Origin of the sequence: Exiguobacterium sp. s80, assembly GCF_018618725.1 — a bacterium.
In the GTDB taxonomy this organism is placed as follows: domain Bacteria; phylum Bacillota; class Bacilli; order Exiguobacteriales; family Exiguobacteriaceae; genus Exiguobacterium_A; species Exiguobacterium_A oxidotolerans.
Map to the genome: position 1 here is coordinate 300,444 of NZ_JACSMP010000001.1, position 18,491 is coordinate 318,934.

The 18,491-nt window shown below is 47.5% G+C and carries 18 protein-coding genes; 14 read left to right on the forward strand and 4 right to left on the reverse strand.

From position 1 onward, the window contains the following. Positions 1-146 precede the first annotated feature (146 nt). On the forward strand, positions 147-1,271 hold the full coding sequence (locus tag KNP94_RS01545; RefSeq protein ID WP_215115104.1) for a M20/M25/M40 family metallo-hydrolase: 1,125 nt from the start codon (positions 147-149) through the stop codon (positions 1,269-1,271). Positions 1,272-1,328: 57 nt separating this feature from the next. Here KNP94_RS01545 and KNP94_RS01550 read toward each other — a convergent pair whose 3' ends face one another. After that, the gene (locus tag KNP94_RS01550; RefSeq protein ID WP_029333114.1) at positions 1,329-1,508 is read right to left on the reverse strand and encodes a hypothetical protein; all 180 of its coding nucleotides are present in this window, start codon (positions 1,506-1,508) and stop codon (positions 1,329-1,331) included. 108 nt (positions 1,509-1,616) lie between these two features. Here KNP94_RS01550 and rnz point away from each other — a divergent pair, with 108 nt between their 5' ends. From rnz to KNP94_RS01585, 7 genes are read left to right on the forward strand one after another with little or no spacing between them, the layout of a single operon-like run. Continuing rightward, on the forward strand, positions 1,617-2,522 hold the full coding sequence (gene rnz, locus KNP94_RS01555; RefSeq protein ID WP_214765358.1) for a ribonuclease Z: 906 nt from the start codon (positions 1,617-1,619) through the stop codon (positions 2,520-2,522). 3 nt (positions 2,523-2,525) lie between these two features. Further along, positions 2,526-3,422 carry a hypothetical protein gene (locus tag KNP94_RS01560; protein ID WP_214805197.1) on the forward strand — a complete coding sequence of 299 codons (897 nt, stop codon included), beginning with the start codon at positions 2,526-2,528 and terminating at the stop codon, positions 3,420-3,422. Then, complete coding sequence (locus tag KNP94_RS01565; RefSeq protein ID WP_214765355.1) at positions 3,419-3,829, forward strand: DUF4430 domain-containing protein; 411 nt, start codon at positions 3,419-3,421, stop codon at positions 3,827-3,829. Before KNP94_RS01560 ends, KNP94_RS01565 begins: the two co-directional genes overlap by 4 nt. Next, positions 3,807-4,508, forward strand: coding sequence for a hypothetical protein (locus tag KNP94_RS01570; RefSeq protein WP_214765353.1), 702 nt, complete (start codon positions 3,807-3,809; stop codon positions 4,506-4,508). The genes KNP94_RS01565 and KNP94_RS01570 overlap by 23 nt, the downstream gene beginning before the upstream one ends. Beyond that, positions 4,462-5,427, forward strand: a complete 966-nt coding sequence (locus KNP94_RS01575) for an ATP-binding cassette domain-containing protein (RefSeq protein WP_214771585.1) — start codon at positions 4,462-4,464, stop codon at positions 5,425-5,427. The genes KNP94_RS01570 and KNP94_RS01575 overlap by 47 nt, the downstream gene beginning before the upstream one ends. Continuing rightward, complete coding sequence (locus KNP94_RS01580) at positions 5,418-5,990, forward strand: ECF transporter S component (protein WP_214765349.1); 573 nt, start codon at positions 5,418-5,420, stop codon at positions 5,988-5,990. Before KNP94_RS01575 ends, KNP94_RS01580 begins: the two co-directional genes overlap by 10 nt. Before the next feature lie 25 nt (positions 5,991-6,015). Next, positions 6,016-6,393 (forward strand): hypothetical protein, encoded by a 378-nt coding sequence (locus tag KNP94_RS01585; protein ID WP_088836655.1) that lies wholly within the window; start codon positions 6,016-6,018, stop codon positions 6,391-6,393. Between the two features lie 76 nt (positions 6,394-6,469). Here KNP94_RS01585 and KNP94_RS01590 read toward each other — a convergent pair whose 3' ends face one another. Then, positions 6,470-7,282, reverse strand: coding sequence for an SDR family NAD(P)-dependent oxidoreductase (locus KNP94_RS01590; RefSeq protein WP_088836656.1), 813 nt, complete (start codon positions 7,280-7,282; stop codon positions 6,470-6,472). Positions 7,283-7,426: 144 nt separating this feature from the next. On the opposite strand from KNP94_RS01590, the gene KNP94_RS01595 reads away from it, so the two are divergent. After that, positions 7,427-8,887, forward strand: coding sequence for an MDR family MFS transporter (locus KNP94_RS01595; RefSeq protein WP_088836657.1), 1,461 nt, complete (start codon positions 7,427-7,429; stop codon positions 8,885-8,887). Positions 8,888-8,941: 54 nt separating this feature from the next. Here KNP94_RS01595 and KNP94_RS01600 read toward each other — a convergent pair whose 3' ends face one another. After that, positions 8,942-9,838, reverse strand: coding sequence for a DMT family transporter (locus KNP94_RS01600; protein WP_088836658.1), 897 nt, complete (start codon positions 9,836-9,838; stop codon positions 8,942-8,944). 43 nt (positions 9,839-9,881) lie between these two features. Between KNP94_RS01600 and KNP94_RS01605 the strand changes: the two genes are divergently transcribed. From KNP94_RS01605 to KNP94_RS01625, 5 genes are all read left to right on the forward strand, one after another. Next, entirely contained in the window at positions 9,882-12,002 is a 2,121-nt protein-coding gene (locus tag KNP94_RS01605; RefSeq protein ID WP_214805201.1) for a type IA DNA topoisomerase, read from the forward strand. After that, positions 12,002-12,427 (forward strand): hypothetical protein, encoded by a 426-nt coding sequence (locus KNP94_RS01610; protein ID WP_214805203.1) that lies wholly within the window; start codon positions 12,002-12,004, stop codon positions 12,425-12,427. Before KNP94_RS01605 ends, KNP94_RS01610 begins: the two co-directional genes overlap by 1 nt. Positions 12,428-12,487: 60 nt before the next feature. Then, positions 12,488-12,973, forward strand: coding sequence for a hypothetical protein (locus KNP94_RS01615; protein ID WP_215115105.1), 486 nt, complete (start codon positions 12,488-12,490; stop codon positions 12,971-12,973). 237 nt (positions 12,974-13,210) lie between these two features. Next, on the forward strand, positions 13,211-15,778 hold the full coding sequence (locus tag KNP94_RS01620; protein ID WP_215115106.1) for an ATP-binding protein: 2,568 nt from the start codon (positions 13,211-13,213) through the stop codon (positions 15,776-15,778). Positions 15,779-15,977: 199 nt separating this feature from the next. Next, the gene (locus tag KNP94_RS01625) at positions 15,978-17,090 is read left to right on the forward strand and encodes an MFS transporter (protein ID WP_251132540.1); all 1,113 of its coding nucleotides are present in this window, start codon (positions 15,978-15,980) and stop codon (positions 17,088-17,090) included. Positions 17,091-17,292: 202 nt separating this feature from the next. Here the strand turns inward: KNP94_RS01625 and KNP94_RS01630 are convergent, their stop codons facing one another. Continuing rightward, a complete protein-coding gene (locus KNP94_RS01630) occupies positions 17,293-18,471 on the reverse strand; it encodes an MFS transporter (protein ID WP_214845843.1) in 1,179 nt (392 codons plus the stop codon). Positions 18,472-18,491: the final 20 nt, after the last annotated feature.

Genomic DNA, 18,491 nt, shown 5'->3' on the forward strand with positions numbered 1-18,491 from the left:
GTGACATGACAGGTGCAACTCCTTTCTAAAATGCAAACGTAATTACTGTTATTGTACAAACAACCCTTCTGAAGTGCAAATCAGTCAGTTGATGGTATACTGAAAAAGCGCTAGTCGAATAGTACTTACATGAGGAGGAATCTAGCATGGTCAATGAGAAACGTGTACTTGATACATTTTTAGAGTTAGTCCAAATCGATTCAGAATCAAAAGAAGAGGCACAGATTTGTGCCCATCTGAAAAAAACGTTCACAGAACTCGGATGTGACGTCTTTGAAGATGATGCATCATCGAAAACGGAACATAAAGGAAATAACTTAATCGTCACACTTCCAGCAACAAAAGACGGTGTCGATAAAATTTATTTCACGTCACATATGGATACGGTATTCCCGGGACAAGGGATTAAACCGATCATCGAGGATGGGTATGTCAAAACGGATGGTACGACAATCCTCGGGGCAGATGATAAAGCGGGTCTTGCATCAATCATCGAGCTGGTCCACGTCTTGAATGAAACGAAGCAACCGCACGGACAGATTCAATTCGTCATCACAGTTGGCGAAGAATCAGGTCTTGTCGGGGCGATGGTCCTCGATCCATCAAAAATCGATGCAGACTATGGGTTTGCCCTTGATTCAGACGGTAAAGTGGGCGATATCATCACGGCTGCCCCGACACAAGCGAAAGTGAATGCTAAAATCTATGGCAAAACGGCACATGCTGGGGTTGCGCCTGAAAAAGGTGTCTCTGCCATTACGATTGCTGCAAAAGCCATCGCGAAAATGCCGCTTGGTCGAATTGATGAAGAGACGACAGCAAATGTCGGCCGATTCAGTGGTGGTGGTCTATCGACGAACATCGTCTGCGATTATGTAGAAATCTTCGCAGAAGCACGTTCACTCGTTGCACCGAAGATGGAAGCCCAGACAGAAAAAATGAAAGCTGCCTTTGAAGAAGCAGCCGCTGAACTCGGCGGACGTGCTGAAGTCGAAGTCAAAGTCATGTATCCTGGCTTCAAGTTCGAAGACGGAGATCAAGTCGTCGAAGTTGCGAAAGCTGCAATCGCGCAACTTGGGCGGACACCGCGTTTACTTCATTCAGGTGGCGGTTCAGATGCGAACGTCATCGCTGGTTTCGGTATTCCGACCGTCAACTTAGCCGTCGGATACGAAGACATCCATACGACGAATGAAAGAATGCCGATCGAAGAACTCGTCAAGACGGCAGAACTATGTGTTACGCTCGTCGATTACATCACAAATAAGTGAGAAGATAATGAAAAGAGTGTACCGCTATATTGCGGTACACTCTTTGTTCGTTTACGATTAAGTTAATTGAGGACGTTCGACGAACTCCATTGACTCAAGAACAAATTCTTCAGTACATAATAAGGTCGTCGCGATTTCTTGAATCTGAATCGACTTGCCGTACTTTTGCCGATAGTTCTCGTTCAGCATCCGGGCTTCGTGTACGATTCGTGCATAGGTCCGTTCGATTTTGGTCATGGAAAAAACCACCTTTCGAATCAGTATGGGTACAGTTTACCATGATTCATTGTGTGAAAGATGTATTTTGTGTATGAAAAATGCTAATTTTACGAAAAGGGGAAAAAGATGGAATTTTATTTTTTAGGTACAGGAGCAGGTATGCCTTCAAAACAACGCAACGTGTCGTCAATCGCCTTGATGCACCCGAAGATGACGTGGTTGTTTGATTGTGGTGAGGCGACGCAACACCAAATCTTATACAGTCCGATTAAACCACGAAAAGTCAGCACGATTTTCATCACTCATCTTCACGGGGATCATATTTTTGGTTTGCCCGGTTTCATCAGTACGCGGGCAGCGCTTGAAGGAACGACACGATTGACGATTTATGGACCGAAGGGGTTACAGGAATGGCTCGATGCGACACTTCGTGTCACAGGGACATATTTACGCTATCCGCTAGACGTGATTGAAGTCGAAGCGGGTCAAACGTACGAACATGAAGGTTTTACGATTACGGTCGCCGCACTTGAGCATCGTTTTTTAGCGTATGGGTACCGGATCGAAGGGCATCAAGAAAAAGGGATGTTGCTCGTCGATCGCTTAAAGGAGCACGGTATTCCGTCCGGTCCACTCTATAAACAAATTAAACAAAGCGATTCGTTCGAGTTTGAGGGAACACTTTACGAGTCATCAGATTTTTTAGGGCAACCGAAACCAGGCGTGAAGTTGGCCGTCTTAGGCGATACGACACCTTGCGAAGCGAGCATCCGCTTAGCGCGGGGAGTCGATGTGTTGATTCATGAGGCGACGTTCGCCGATACCGAAACAGAACATGCGGGACGTTTCGGACACTCGACAGCACGTCAGGCGGCGGGAATTGCAAAACAAGCGGAAGCGAAAAAATTATTATTGACACATGTCTCAGCCCGTTATGTCGAGCAAGAGGATCACTTAGAACGTGAAGCACGGGAAGTATTCCCTGAATCGTATCTCATGGTGGATCATCAATCCGTCCAAGTGAAGGCGTAAGTGATGGACGTATTGATTCGGTGGGCACTCTTTTTATTAGCAGCCGTCCTACTCGCATTCTTACTAGAAAAAAGGACGGAAAAAGAACGTTATCTCTACATGAAACTTGTCTTTTATGCCTGCTTAGGTTCCGTTTCATTTCCAGTCTATGATATTCAGTTACCACTTGGAATCATTCTATTTTTAATCGTGCTTCATCCGCAAAAAAACTCACGCTACAAACGGTATATGGCCTTGTTCGGATTTTTATTTTTTTTATTGCAATTATTCGCCGGTCCGTTTGATACGTTTACAGTCCGTGAAGAAACACAACAGATTGGGCGAGTGATGATTACGGATCAGTCGTTCAATCACTTGTTGAACCAAATTGAGAAGCGGGTCGGAGATGAGTCGTTACGGCTCGAGCAAAGCGAACTATTATTTGACCAGGGTGGCAATTTGCGGAATGCGACGTTCGAAGTCATTGCTAAAAGCCCGAAGCGGTTCGTCCGCTATGAAATTTCCTATCAAGAAATCACAGGCACAATCACGTATCGACCACGTGAAGAAGTGATGGAACGATCGCTCGAATCGTATTACCAGAAACTGATTGATGCGTCTCGTTCGTTTGATACGTTACGCCAGCTGTCGATTAAACAAATATTACATGAATCAAAGACACCGTATGTCGAGATGGATATGGATGGTCTTTATGAAACGTTTAGTCTACAAGATGCGACCGTGTTATTAATTGATGATCAAGGGGAGTTGATCCCTTATGTCAATACAGGAGAAGACGTCCTCGCGAACGCAATTCGCTTGACCTATTTGCGGGCGGACGGACAATCCCTTCGTGAGAAAAAGATTTTGTTGTACAATTACAGCTTTGAGACATCAAGGCGAAAGGGAGTCGTTCGATGAAACAGTGGATATTAGCGGGAAGTTTACTTATCTTAGCAGGGTGTTCTGAGGAAGCGGAGCCTAAGAGCTCGAAAACAGAGGCCTGCGACGTGAAGGTTGACGTCTCGGTCGTCAACCATGCAAAGGACAAGACGTTGTTTGAGGAAGCAATGTGTTTTGATCAAGAAGAGACGGCGCTGGATGCGCTCGAAGAAACGAAGTTAGATGTCGTCAAAACAGGAAAAGGTGAGATGGCTTATGTCACAGCCGTCGAGGGAGTTCGAGAAAAGTCAGCTGGAGCAAGCAGCGGCTGGGTATTCGGCGTCAATGAAAAACCGGGTGAGGTCGGAGCGGGAAGTTACGAACTTCAAGACGGAGATCGCCTTGAATGGCGATTTGAAAAAGATGCAATGGCTTATTTTCAGTAAGACAGAACGGGAGCGACTTCATCCATTGAATGTTGCTCTTTTTTTGATGGTGATGCTATCGGTCCCGTTCGTCTTGCAGGATCATATAGGAATGCTCGCGCTCGTCCATCTCATCTTTTTCATTACCATTCGTCAGTTCGAGGTCTTTCGTTATCTCATGTTACCGCTACTCTATACATTGATGATGATGGTTCCACTTCTCTATGGCGCATCGATTGATGTGATTGGGATTCTGGCGGTCAGCGTACAAATCACCTTATTTATCACGTCAAGTCAACTCGTGTTCACGCTTGTTCGTCTCGAACAGATGGGACCTTTGTTTCGGATGTTACCACGACTGACGCGACTAACCGGGCTCGTGCTTGCACTAATTCCGTCTTTGCTCCGGACATGGCCGGAAGTGAAGATGAGCCATCGGCATCATTCATTATCGGAGCAGTTAGAACGAATGGCGATGTATCATTTATTACCGATTGACGCCGTACCGAGCAGACTTCGAAAACTAACGCTGCGTGACATTCGGACGGGTGTGATTTTGCTTAGTGTCAGCAGTCTGTTGTTGACCTCGTATGCTTATGTTGGTGCAGTCGTATTGCCGATGATTTTACTCTGTTCGAAAGGAGCTTTTCGTGATGCCAACGATTATTTCAAACGACAGCAAAGCGACCGGACAGCTTGAGCGTCTCGCGGCCGAAGCGGGACAGCCCATCATCTATCCGGAACGACTGCTACATGGGCGAGTCCGTGATTTACTAGCGACAACAAGTCTGTTTGTCGCGGGAGAACTTACGACACTCCTCGGACTAGAACCGTTCTTTGAGCGAGAGGTAAGTGAGTTATCATCCGGAGAGCAGCAACTCGTTTCAGTTGGATATGCGCTCGCTTCGTTACCGCCAAGTCTTTTCTTAGACAATCCCTTCCTGTTTTTAGATCACGTGCGAAAACGGCGATTGGTCGATTTGCTGAGTGAGATGGAACGTCGTTTTACATGTCGTATCTATTATTCAGTCACTGATCAAGCGGATTTAGAACAGATTGTGTTCGAGCAAGCAACTCAAGGAGACCTCTATGATGAGATGTGGGCCGTCGAACATCGTTATCCGATGCAGACGCGCTATGCGTTAGACGTATCCCGCCTCAGTTTAGCGGCAGGGGAACGAGTGGTGCTCGTCGGTGCCAACGGGAGTGGGAAGTCGACGTTGCTACGGCTCTTACTCGGCGTCGAGCGTCCCTTGTATGGAAAAGTGAAACGACGCGGGCGAAAGAATTACTTGCCTGCGCATCCGGCCCTTGCGCCTCAAGTTGACAGTCGACCGGGCACGTTCGCTTCACAAAAACAGCGATTGTTTGAACGGCTTGACTGGAGCGACGATGCTTATTATTTTGACGAACCGACAGCAGGATTAACGGACGCACAACGGCAGCGATTCGTCGAAACACTCGTCGAACAATCAATGAAGTTAGTCGTGATGGCGACGCATGACGACTTTTTAATCCGTCACGCGACACGTGTCCTTTATCTCGTTCAAGGTGAAATTGCGTTTGATGGTCCGGCGGCTACTTTTTTAGAACAAAGTAGGTTATATGGATGGGACTGATTCTCCTCGCTTGTCTGTCCATTTTGATTCTGTTTATCCGTTTTGAGCGTCGACCGCTGTCAGAAGCGATGTTACGCTTCATCGCGCTCGTCACTGCGGCGGCGATTGTCGGACGGATTCTTTTTTCGAGTCTGCCGAACATTCAACCGGCCACGGCACTCGTTCTGTTACTTGCCGTCTACGTCAGTCCGGTCGTCGGTGCAGTCGCGGGTTTGTTGGTCGTCGTCCTGTCGAGTTTATTCTTAGGGAGCGGACCGTTCGTTTTATTTCAAGCGCTTGCTTACATGGCAATCAGTCTCGTCGGACTCGTACCGCTATTGAAATCGAAATGGCTGTTAGCCTGTTACGGGCTTCTCGCCGGATTTTTGTATGGCTGGATCAGCAACCTCGGCTTTTTAATTTTTACAGCATTTTCACGAGAAGCTTTTTTGACACTTGTCGTCACAGGCGGGGTATTTGATTTAGTACATGGAATCGGAAATGTTTGCTTTATTTTATTACTTCATCCGACTTTTTTACGGATTTTGCACTCAATCGACCGAAAGGCGGGTAAAGAACATTAACCTGATTCGATTGGAGTGAAAAAAGATGCTTAGTTCATCCGTGTCACTACCATATGTCGTCTTATTGTTACTTATGTCGAGTTGTTGTTTACTGTTTGGCAGTATTCTGTTGTTAAAACACACTGTTCGTGGACGCTATGCGGGCTTTTATTTACTGGCTGCAGCAATTTTTCCGGCAGCGATGCTCATCACGTCCGCTGAAGGGGCATTGATGTCACAACTTTACTTTGAAGCGGGTCTCTTTTTAGGATGTGTTGCGTGGTTACTCGTATTAGCGACGGGGTATATGCTCATGGTGACGAGTGCGGTCACGTTTCGTTATCTGTATCGCTATACTTCGTTACCGAAGACGCTCCGGACACAATTTGTGAATCGGTTTGAGCGAAAAAAACAAATACATTAAACCTTTAAAAAAAGTCTCCTCTATAAAACAAGTCCCGCTAGCTCGGCTAGCGGGACTTGTTTTAGGAAAGCGTCGATTAATTGGAGTACGCGAGATCTTCTTCCGTTGTGTCTTGATCTTGACGAGCAGGATCCTGGATGCGACCTGTTAATTCTGTCAAGAGACGGCGAGGTAAGAATTTAGCCAGTGAGACCATTGCCCGATTGCTCGCGCCTGGAACGATTACACGTTTCCCTTTAAGCGTACCGCGGTAACCCGCGAAGGCGACGAGGTGTGACGGCATGCTTTGGAAAGGCAAGGTGATGTTCGCCCGATTAAAGAAGTTTGTATCCGTCGGTCCCGGACAGAGGCATGAAACCGTAACACCTGAACCATCAAGTTCAGAAGCGAGTGCTTCAGAGAAGGACAGGACGTAGGCTTTTGTTGCGTAATAGACGCTCATGTATGGACCCGGCATGAAAGCAGCGACGGAAGCGACGTTCAAGATACGTCCGAAGCCACGATCGACCATACCTGGTAATAAACGTTTCGTCAGTTCCGTTAAAGCGACGACATTCACATGAATCGAGTCGATGTCTTCCGATGGATCGATTTCCGCGAAACGGCCGGATGTCGCAAAACCAGCGTTGTTGAATAACAAATCAACAGTCAATTCTTGTTCATCGAGGTACGTCAGAACACGTGAGACGCTGTCGGCCTGTGATAAATCTGCTGCGAACGTATAGGCTTTGATTTGATAACGTTTTTCAAGAACATTTTTAAGTTCCGTTAATTTTTTTTCGTTTCGGGCGATTAAGACACAATCAAACCCGTCGCGCGCTGCGAGCACGGCAAGATCAAGTCCGATTCCGCCAGAAGCCCCTGTAATTAAAGCTGTTTTTCGTAACATAACAAAATCCTCCATTCACATAATTGAATCATTTTCTAATTGTACCATTCCCTATTGTTCCCTTGAATCCTGCCGAGTAAGCATTTACTTTCGAAACAAGGGGCAGAACCGGTATGATAAGAAAGAGAAAGGAAGTGCGGAAGCATGAGAAAAAATGTCACGATTGCGCTGTTGTTAGCAACTTTTTTAGCGGCAATCGAAGGAACGATTGTCGCGACGGCAACACCCGTCATGGCAAGTGAATTAAATGGGGCGAAGCTCGTCAGTTGGATTTTTGCAGGATTTCTCTTATTTATGGCAGTATCGACGCCGATTTACGGGAAGATGGCTGATTTATACGGTCGGAAACGCGTCTTGTTATTTGGAATTGGCGTTTTTACACTCGCTTCGTTAGCGTGTGGGCTTGCGCAGTCGATGGAGACACTAATCATTTTCCGCGCGGTCCAAGGAATCGGAGCAGGAGCGGTTCTGCCGATTGCCATGACGATCATCGGCGATTTATATACATATGAAGAACGTGGAAAAATTCAGGGAATCTTGAGTGCCGTTTGGGGGATATCCGGCGTTGCTGGACCACTCCTCGGTGGATTTTTAGTCGAATCGTTATCCTGGCGGTATATTTTCCTGTTGAACGTTCCGTTTGCGCTTGTGTCGTTCATCATGATTGTCGTCTTCTACAAGGAAACCGTGAAGGAGACGTCGCGAAAAATCGATTATCGGGGAGCGCTCTTGTTTGCGGTCGGGATGAGTGCGTTACTATACGGTCTGTTATCAGGAAGTGAAGCGGAACAATTTTTACGTCCGACGGTCATCGGTAGTTTTTTGATCAGTGCGGTTTTATTATTCTTTTTCTATCAAGCCGAGAAAAAAGCGAGTGATCCACTCTTACCGCCGGCTGTTATCAAACATCCGGTCATTGCCGTGATCAATCTGGCAGTGTTCTTCTCCGCCTGGGTGCTTGTCTCGATGTCAGCCTATATCCCGATTTTCGCACAAGGCGTCCTCGGAAAAAGTCCGACTGAAGCCGGCTTTATGTTGATGCCGCTCTCGTTATTTTGGACGATTACGGCAATCATCGGTGGTCGATCGATTGGGACGGCGTCACCCCGTTATCGAACGATGACCGGAATGGGGCTACTCGTCGTCGGGATGCTGATTTTAGTCTTCATCTCACGTGAGACGAGTGATGTGTTCCTCTATCTTGCGGTTTCCTTGATTGGAATCGGGTTCGGTTTATCGCAACCGGTCTTCATCGTTGTCTTGCAAACATCAGTCGGTCGCTCGCTCCGTGGTTCAGCGACGGCCGTCAACTCCTTTTTGAGTACGACGGGACAAACGCTTGGTGTCGCCATCTTCGGGACGATTTTTAATCTATCAATCATTCAAGCGTTTAACGATTCGAAAATATTATCCGGTTATTCAATTGATCCGTTTTTCCAAGCGACGACGGCGAACCGGTATGGAGATGCCGTCCATACGGCGGCGGAACTGGCCTTAGCAGACGGGTTACGGCTCGTCTTCATCGGCGGTGTATTGTGTGCGCTCGTCGCGTTCGCGATGACGTTCCGCTTACCAAAAGTTCGTCCGGACGATAAACCAAACTAAAAAAACCGCTGAACGTCCGACTCGCAGGTGAGAGGAGGACATTCAGCGGTTTGCTTATTCAGTAACAGAAGTCGCCGTTTCACGTGCGACGAGTTGCGCCCGGATGTCTTTTTCATTCCGGCGTAAGAACAGACCGATGCCGACAAGGAGTAGCGCGGCACCCGTGATTTGAATCCAAGTCAGCGATTCCTGGAATAAGAAGTACCCGAAAATCATTCCCCAGACCGCTTCACCGAGAATCGTGATGCTGACGATGCTCGCACTGACACGGGACAGCGCCCAGTTGAACAAGTTATGCCCGAGCAACGTCGGGAAGATGGCGAGCAATACATAAATCAACCAATCCGTTTGAAACGCCGAGACGAGATCGACGGACTGAATCAGTGAGAACAGCAGCAAGACGACGGACGCGACGGCATAGACGGCAAAGGAATATGTATTCGTCGAGACACTTGTCCGGACGTGTTGCCCGAGCAACCAGTATCCGGCGACTAAAATCGTCGCGAGTAGGGCCAGCCCGTCACCAATCAAGGCACGTGTTCCGACGGCGATATCACCGTATGCGACCAGTCCGCCGCCAATCAGGGCGACGCCGACGAAAAACAACGCTTTTCGCGACGGGTGTTGCTTAAAGAAGACGGCGTTCCCGACTAAGACGAAGATGGGACTGGCGGTTACGAAGAGCGTTGAGCTGGCAACTGTCGTATAATCAAGAGAGAGAAACCATAACCAAAAGTGCCCGGCTAACAGGACGCCACTTAAAATCATGTGGCGGATCGTTGAGGAACTGAGGCTGAACAATTCTTTAACTTGAATGAGCGGCAGTAAAAGAAACGTCGAGAATAACATTCGGAAAAAAGCGACGGCCTCGATTGGCGTGTCTGCCCATTTCACGAAAATAGCCGATGTCGAAATAAAGAATAACGCCATGAACAAAGTAAAATACGGCATGAGTACCTCCACGTGTCTGTAGTTAGGAAATGAGGGTGTAACAATGCAATTGATCATTGCGGAAAAACCAAAACAGGCTGAAAAGCTCGCAGCGCCGTATCCATCGGTCAAGCGGGACGGATACATCGAAATCAAACCGTGTGAGCGTTTCCCGAGTGGGGCGAAACTGGCTTACGCCGTCGGTCACCTTTGTGAATTACAGGAACCGGCCCATTATGATGCTAAATGGAAACGCTGGAACTATGACCATCTGCCAATCATTCCGGAACGGTTCGATTACCGGCTCGCTAAAGGGAAAAGCAAAGCGTTTCAAGTCATAAAAAAACTGTTGAACGAGCGGACGACGACTTCCATCATTATAGCATCTGATGCCGAGCGAGAGGGAGAGGCAATCGTCCGATTAATTCTTCGCCTGGCTAACAATGCAAAACCGATCGAGCGACTGTGGATTTCAAGTTTGACGCCGCAAGCCGTCGATCATGGATTTGCGAATCTACTGGACGGAAAAGCAACGGAAAATATTTTTCATGAGGCGATGAGCCGCGCTTGCGCCGATTGGCTGATCGGGATGAATGCATCGCGTGCCTATACGACGTTACTGAAGAAAAAAGGCATTGCCGATGTCTTTTCGCTTGGGCGTGTCCAGACACCGACACTTGCCTTGATCGTCGAACGTGAGAAACAAATCGAACAGTTCAAGCCGGAAACCTATTTTGAAGTCGAGGCTGACTTTTCGCTGTATAAAGGAAAATACATCGATCAAAAAAAACAGACGAAGCTGACCGATCGGGCACTCGCGGAAGCAATCAAGGCACGGACGAAGGGGGAAGGAATCGTTGCGTCCATCACGAAGACGGAACAAATCGAGAAACCGCCGTTCTGGTTCAGTTTATCGTTGTTGCAAACGGAAGCGAGTCGACGGTTCGGACTTGGCGCAAAAGAAACACTTGATATCGCTCAAAAACTCTACATTCGCGGTTGGATCAGTTATCCCCGGACGGATTCATCGTTCGTCTCAAAGGAAGAAGCGGGTCAGTTCCCGACGATTTTGAATCGACTGTTGAAGCAACCGGAATACGGTGGACTGAAGGAAATTTTGACGAAAGATCCCACACACGATAAACGGTATGTCAATTCTGCGAAAGTCAGTGATCACTATGCAATCATCCCGACAGAAGAAGCGGGAGCGGTCGCGAAGTTATCGGGGCGTGATGCACAAGTGTACGATTTAATCGTCCGGCGGTTTTTAGCAGCTTTTGCACCCCCCGCGCGCGCTGAAAAAACAGACATCATCACGACGAGGGAGCAGGATCGTTTCTTGACAAAAGGTAGCCGGACGATTGCGCGCGGTTTCAAAGAAGTCTTGCAAATTGAGGCGAAGGAAGTCGAACTGCCGGCAGTCGAACACGGACAACACGTCCCGATTAAAGGGGCAAAGTTACTTGAAAAACAAACGGAGCCACCGAAACGCTATACGGAAGGAACATTAATCCTCGGCATGAAGACAGCGGGGAAAGTCCTTGAAAATGAATTACAGGCGATCATGAAAGAAATCGAGGGACTTGGTACGGAGGCGACGCGTGCCGGAATCATCGACGGATTAAAGCGACGCGATTACATCCAGCTGAAGAAAAAAGAGATCCATCCGACAGCAAAAGGTCGGATTTTAATCGAGGCGGTCAGCGGGAGCATCTTGGCATCACCTGAGATGACGGCAAAGTGGGAAAGTCGGCTTGACCAAATCGGTAAAGGGGAAGCATCCGCTGCCCAGTTCGTCGAACAAGCGAAAAAACTGTCGCAACACCTCGTCGATGATGCGAAGTCGCGTGTCGAGCAACTGCACGTCGATCCGTCGCAAGTTAAATCAAAAACGCGTCACGCCGCCGCAACGAACCGCCCGGTCGGACCATGTCCGCTCTGTCAGGCGGAAGTGCTTGATCGTGGGAAGTTTTATGGCTGCAGCGGGTATCAAAAAACGAACTGCGGTTTTACATTACCGAAAACAATCCTCGGAGCGCGCGTGACACAGGCGGAAGTCAAAAAAATCTTAACGACTCAAAAAACAAAACCGCTCGAGATGAAGAAAAATGGCCGGACATTCAAGGCGATGTTGTATCTAGAGCGCGATCAATTAAAATTCGAGTTTATGAAAGGAGAGTCATGATGCATTACGATTTAATGGAGAACAGGGCGTTCATTCCGATATTCGAACGGTTTTTGAAGGAAGGAACAAAATTGACGGTTTGGTTTCCCGATGAAGTGACGATCGGACAAGCCGATGATTTGATTTTTGAAGCGGAAGAACTATTCGGTGTAGTGGCTGAAGTCATCGATGACCCCCAATCATTTGGCAAAGCACTGTTGTTGCCATATTTGAAAGAACAGCAAACGCGGGAAGACGGATTTGTTCAGTATGAGACGAGGATGACAGAAGAAGTCAAAGCGGTCTTACGGGAACTGACCTTACCGATGATGACAGAAGGCGATTTTTCCGTTTTGTATTCCTATCAGATTGATGGACCGGCCGGGTCATTGTTTGTCGAAGACTGGTTTAATGCGGAAGTTTTACTTGGAGATGGAAAGAACTAGAAACCTTTTGTGCGTCGTTTGCGTATGAACAGATATCAAACGAAATAGGGGGAAATCTTCATGTCAGGTAGTATTTCGGGTCCGTTCCTGTCGCTGCTGAAAGCGGGAGGAACGATGGCTTACGTGGAAGGAGAAAGTTTCTTTTCAGACATGCCGGTCTTCATGGTCATCTTTTTTATCGCAATCTTGTCTTTTATGGCTTTTGCCTTGATCAGTGCCGTCACGAAAGGCGTCTCGACAAGCAGTTTGACGAATCATTTGCGCCATCACGCTTCTGAGCTCGTTACACCGACGGAAGAAGGGGCACAAGCCTACGTCGCCTATCTCCGCTCCTTGTCGACGTTTCCGGTCGAGAAAACAAATTTAGAACCGGTCCGGTTGGTGAAAGGAATCTCAACGTTGATCAGCACGACAGACCAAATCACCGAGATGACGAAACAAGACATCACGGCACAGTATGCAAGGCTTGGTCTGTTCGACGGCGAAATCTTGGCAGATGAAGCACCTATCCATCATCATTCGACACACCATTCGCATCATGCATGAACAAGAATGTCCGGTCACGAGTATGTGGCGGGGCATTTTTTCTGACGAAAAAGGAGTGAATCCGAACCTTTTTGTCATGTTTTTGTAACATACAACTATTTTTATTAAAATTAGATGAAAAGTAAAAAAAAATGAGCATATTTAATGGAAAAGTATAAAAAACCTTTACAATAGAAAGGACAGGTATCTCCTATACGTATTATTCAACTAGAGGAGAAGGGGGAGGATCGATCGTTTATGAGAACATGGCTTAATCGAACAATCGGACGCCAAATCATGTCCGCTTTCTATATTATTTTAGCAATGTTATTGCTGACATCAGCAGGTGTATATTTCTATACGAAACAGCAGGTGCAAGAAGCTAAACAAGAACTAGCGACGTTAAACGAACACCGGACCAATGCGACGAATTTATATGAATCGTGGCAGAGTCTTCAATATGAGATGCGGGGATTCGTCTTACTTGGAGACGATGAAATGTTAGAGGAAATTAAAACGAAACAACAAAATATCGATCAACAAACGACGTGGTTCGAAAAAAATGCGGCATTTGCAGAAGAAGAGCAATACGCGAATGATGCACGGGAGCTGTATGACGCCTACACGACGCGCGTCATGCCGAGCCTGATTAATTATGTTGATGCTAAAAAAGACGGTGAAGTCGAAGAACCGTTCTTACAAATGGCGACGCTCGGTAAAGTCACGCAAACACCGAACCTGGATGAGGAACGGAAATTTAACATCGATACGAAAAGTGCTGCGGACATGAGTTCGAGTATCGTTGACATGGAGACCGTCTTTACGGATTATCGTAATTCATTAAATGAGAAGGAACTCGCTGCCCAAAATCGACTAGGGACACAAGTTAACTCATCTCAAGTTCTCGGCTTAATTAACTTAGCGGTTCTTTTATTCATCATCGTGTTATTCGTTCGACCATTTGTCGCGAAAATTACACGTCAATTGCGTCAATTGAACCGAGAGAGCAGTCGATTAGCAAAAGGTGAAGATGCTTCACCCATTGAGGTCTTAAATGCAAAAGACGAGATTGGCGAGTTGACGACGACATTTAATTTAATGGCTGCGTCGATTTCAAATCAAAAATCGCAACTCGTCTCAAGTAACGATGAATTACAAAGTCAACAAGAAGAGTTAGTTGCCCAACAAGAGGAGCTTCAAACACAACAAGAAGAACTCGAAGAAGCGCTTGATGTGACGTTACGCAATGAGACGCATCTGCGGTACCGGAATGAATTGACAGAAACGCTCGCTTCACGCGAGACGTTAACAGCTTATCCTGCCATGATCGAAAAATTAATCTCGATTACAGATGCCGAGTTCGGAGCGATTGTCTTTCTTGACGAGGACGAGTATACGGATATCGTCTCTTACGGCATGACGGTCGATCAAGAACGGAAACTTTTGACGTCATCACTTTCTCTACTTGAGCGAGCGCGCATGCATAAAAAAGCCGTACGTTCAACGAAACAAGTGACGAGTGATCATCCGTTGCCGTACCCTTATAGCATGTATGAAACGGTCGTACCCGTCATGGACCCATCGACGAACATGATGATTGCAAGCATCTATCTTGTCCGTTACCGTGATCAATTCAATGAAGACCAAACGGCTGAAATTTGGTCGTTCTCTCGTCAGCTCGCCTTGTCCTTACTACGGATGCGTGTATTCGATGAAATTGAGCGGGAACGTGAAAAAACATCGAAACTGCTACACTCGATTCGTGAGGCAGTCATGTATATCGAAGAAGACCGGATTTTTGCCAATCGTCCATTGCTTGCGTTGTTCCATCATCCAGCGCACGATCAGTTCAATGACGAGGGTTTGATGACGCTCGATGTCAAAATTGAAGAATTGGCGGTTCAAGTCGATCAACACGAGGCATTCCTTGAATACATGAATCAAGTCTGCAGTCATCAAGTACCGACGGAAAGTCTTTCGCTATCACTTAATAAAGAGGAGCGTTTCGTCACGCTCTATGCAGAAGGAATTCATTACGGTGGACGTTTCCGTGGGACGATGCTCGTCTTGCGTGACGTCACGGTCGAAACAGAAGTCGACCGGATGAAGTCGGAATTCGTCTCGACGGTGTCGCATGAGTTGCGGACACCACTCGCTTCGATTTTTGGCTACACGGAACTGATGTTAGCAAAAGAGTTGACACCTAACCGCCAACAACGCTATCTCGAAACGATTCATGCCGAGACTGAGCGATTGACGGGACTCGTCAATGACTTCCTCGACGTACAACGGATGGAATCCAGTCAGCAACACTATCATTTTAAAGAGCTTGACGTCGTAGCGATGATTCGTGAAATCGCTGAGTTCCAAGTCGGTTCGTCTCAAACTCATACTGTCTTGCTCGAGACGGATGACGCAGCAGTCGAAATGATTCAAGCCGATGAACAAAAAATGCGACAACTGTTCGGTAATTTAATCAACAACGCCATCAAGTATTCACCGGATGGCGGCGCGATTACGATTGGAATCGAACCTGCCGATGACTTATTGCGGATTCGGATTCAAGATGAAGGAATCGGTATTCCCCGTCACGCCTTGCCAGAGTTATTCAGCAAGTTTTACCGGGTCGATAATTCCGATAGCCGAAAAATTGGTGGAACAGGACTTGGACTTGCAATCTGTCAAGAAATCGTTCGTGCCCATGAAGGCATGATTCACGTCGATTCGACAGAAGGCGCCGGCTCAAGCTTTACAGTCGAATTGCCCATCATTCAAGAAAATCCGACAGCACTCTCACCAACACTGGAAATAACTGATTTTGAATGAAGGACACCCTCTGCGTCCATACGGCGTAGGGGGTTTGTCTATCTACGATATAATCACGGACATGGGATTAACTTGCTTGAAATCGGGAAATGGAAACTAACGGTTTTTTTTAAAAAATAAGAGAGGATGTTGACTGATGCGTATAATCCGCCCTCCTTGTTAAACGGCGATTCAAGCGAACGTCCGTAAATTATATATGATGCGTTTTGCAACAGCTTTCGTACCTGCTTATGTGATTGAGCGGTTGTTTTGGGAAGCGCGTGGAATGAGTGTTCTCGATGTGATTTACGCAGAAATTGTCTTCGCTTTGACTCAATTGTCGCTTGAGTTGCCGTTCGGACGAGCCACCGATCGCTTCGGGCGAAAGTGGTTTCTCGTCTTCGGGATGATGGCAGAATGTCTATCCTTCGCGATTCTATTAAACGCGTATACGTTGACTGCTTTTTTAGGTGCGATGGTACTCGCAGGGGTCGGGGCTGCTGCGATCAGCGGGACAGAAGAAGCCTTCTTATTTGAGACGCTTGAACAAGTCGGTCGAGTCGAGCGATTCGAACGGACAGTTGGTCGACTGAATGCAGTCAGCCTCATGACAGCTGGACTTGCTGCCCTCACCGGCAGTTGGTTGACGCAGTCCACTGCGTTTGAATTTCATTACAAGATTTCGCTCATCAGTTTAATGAGTGCGACACTGGTTAGCCTGACGTTACATGAAACGCGACTCGTGGTTGAAGAATCGACAGCCCGTCCACTTCGTCTCGTTTGGCGAGAACTGAGAACACGCCCCATGTTGATCCGGATTTTTCTATTTAGTGTCCTATTCGGGACGACGATTAATTTCATCGAAGAATTTTGGCAATTGTCAATGCGTGATCGTGGCATTCCCGTGACTGGATTTGGTCTCGTGTTCATTTTAATTATGGTAGCGCAAGGCGTTGGCAACCTGTTGCCCGCATTGAAGAAGGGTTCGTTGAAGGTAAACTTGAACGGGATGTTAGTCGTCTTTTTCGTAAGTATCATTAGTTTTTCTTTGACGGGAATGGCAAGTATCCTCTTCCTGTTCATGGTGTTTCTGTTATACGGTCAGTCGGAGCCGATGACGAGTAGTCTCTTGCAAACTTATGCGTCAGCAAAAGAGCGGGCAACAATCGTTTCCATTGCTTCCTGGCTAGAGAGCGTGCTGATCATCATCGTCGGTCTCGGGTTCGGATTCATCAGTGAGCGGGCGAGTTTGGACATAGCGTATGTGTATCTGTGTCTCGTGTCGTTCGTCCTTTGGTTATACGTTGCGTGGTTAAGCAAACGATGGGAATGACGCCATCGTCGATTTGACGGCTACATGGGAAGGCCTGCTTAAAACATGGTGTTCGTCGTCATGGAAGATATCGAAAACGCCGCTGATTCCGTATGAAAAACGGAATCAGCGGCGTTTCATTGTGTGCAGAAAAACGTTTGGGAAAAACCAAGGAATCTCCAACACATCCCTTCAGCTCCACTTCTGTATAACGAACCGTTGCTTAAGAAATCTGTTGCGTCCGTTCGGTTGCTACTTGCTTGCGTAATTGCCGGGCCGGACGAATCATTAACAACGCGATTATACTCGCGATGAGATAGACGACTTCGATACTCAGCCAATCGGCGAGAAGACCGAACAGGAGACTCCCGAGACAAAAGCTAATCGTATAGACGGTCTGTTGAACACTGTAAACGTAAGGTAACCGTGCGATCGGGGTATCTGCTTGAAGCCGTGTATTTAATTCTATCGCCCGGAGTTGACTGGCGTAGCCCTGGACGACGCAAGCAATCAAGGCGACTACAACATACGGAGCGAGACCAAACAGAAGCGTCGCGACAATCGAGAGCAACACACTGAACTGTAGCAGTGAACGTTGCTTTCGGCGTCGGAGCATCTGGTAACTCCCGACAATCATGCTGAGCAGATAAAATGCATTCAAGATGCCCCACCAACTGTCCGACACATGCAGGTGCGTAGCGATGTAGACGAGGAATAACGCAGAAATCCAGGCGGTACTCGCGAAAGCATCGATGCCAAGCAATGCCGTATTCAAACGGGCCGGTACGTTAGTCCGGGTATACTGCAAACTTGAACGAAACGTCGGTTCATTACCTTCTTCTTCCACAGACCCTTGAAGGGAGCGCACTTGATAACGAAATAGCGCCGTTCCGATACTTGCAACAAGAAAAAGCAGCAATGAGACGAATAAGACGGACTGGGGCGACCCTGTACTGACTAAAATCGCGCCGAGCGGCCACATGATCAGTTGGACGACTTGATTCGTTCCTTGGACGATGCTGTTTGCTTTTTGGAAATCGGTCGTGATTTGCGGAATAAAGGCACTTTCAATCGGTCGGGCAAAGCCGTCGAGAAAGGCAATCCAAACCACGAGAAGAAGCAACGCCACGAGTGGTAAATCAAGCAGGACGATCAAGACGAGCGAGAGGGTCTTCATGAGCTGGCTGAGCAACAAAAGCGTTGCATGGGGCATCTGCTTCGCAAGGCGGGCGAAAAAGAAGCCGCTGACCGTCATGCCTGCCGTTACGGCAATCGGAAAGAGCGCAGCTGTGCTCGCCTGTCCTGTTTGTTGATACAAGGTAGCGATGAGGGCGACGATGTAGAGCGCGTCCCCCGCATTCGCCATCCACTGGCTGACCAGTAAAGTCGTAAAACGGTTCATCTAAAAAACCTCCACATCAA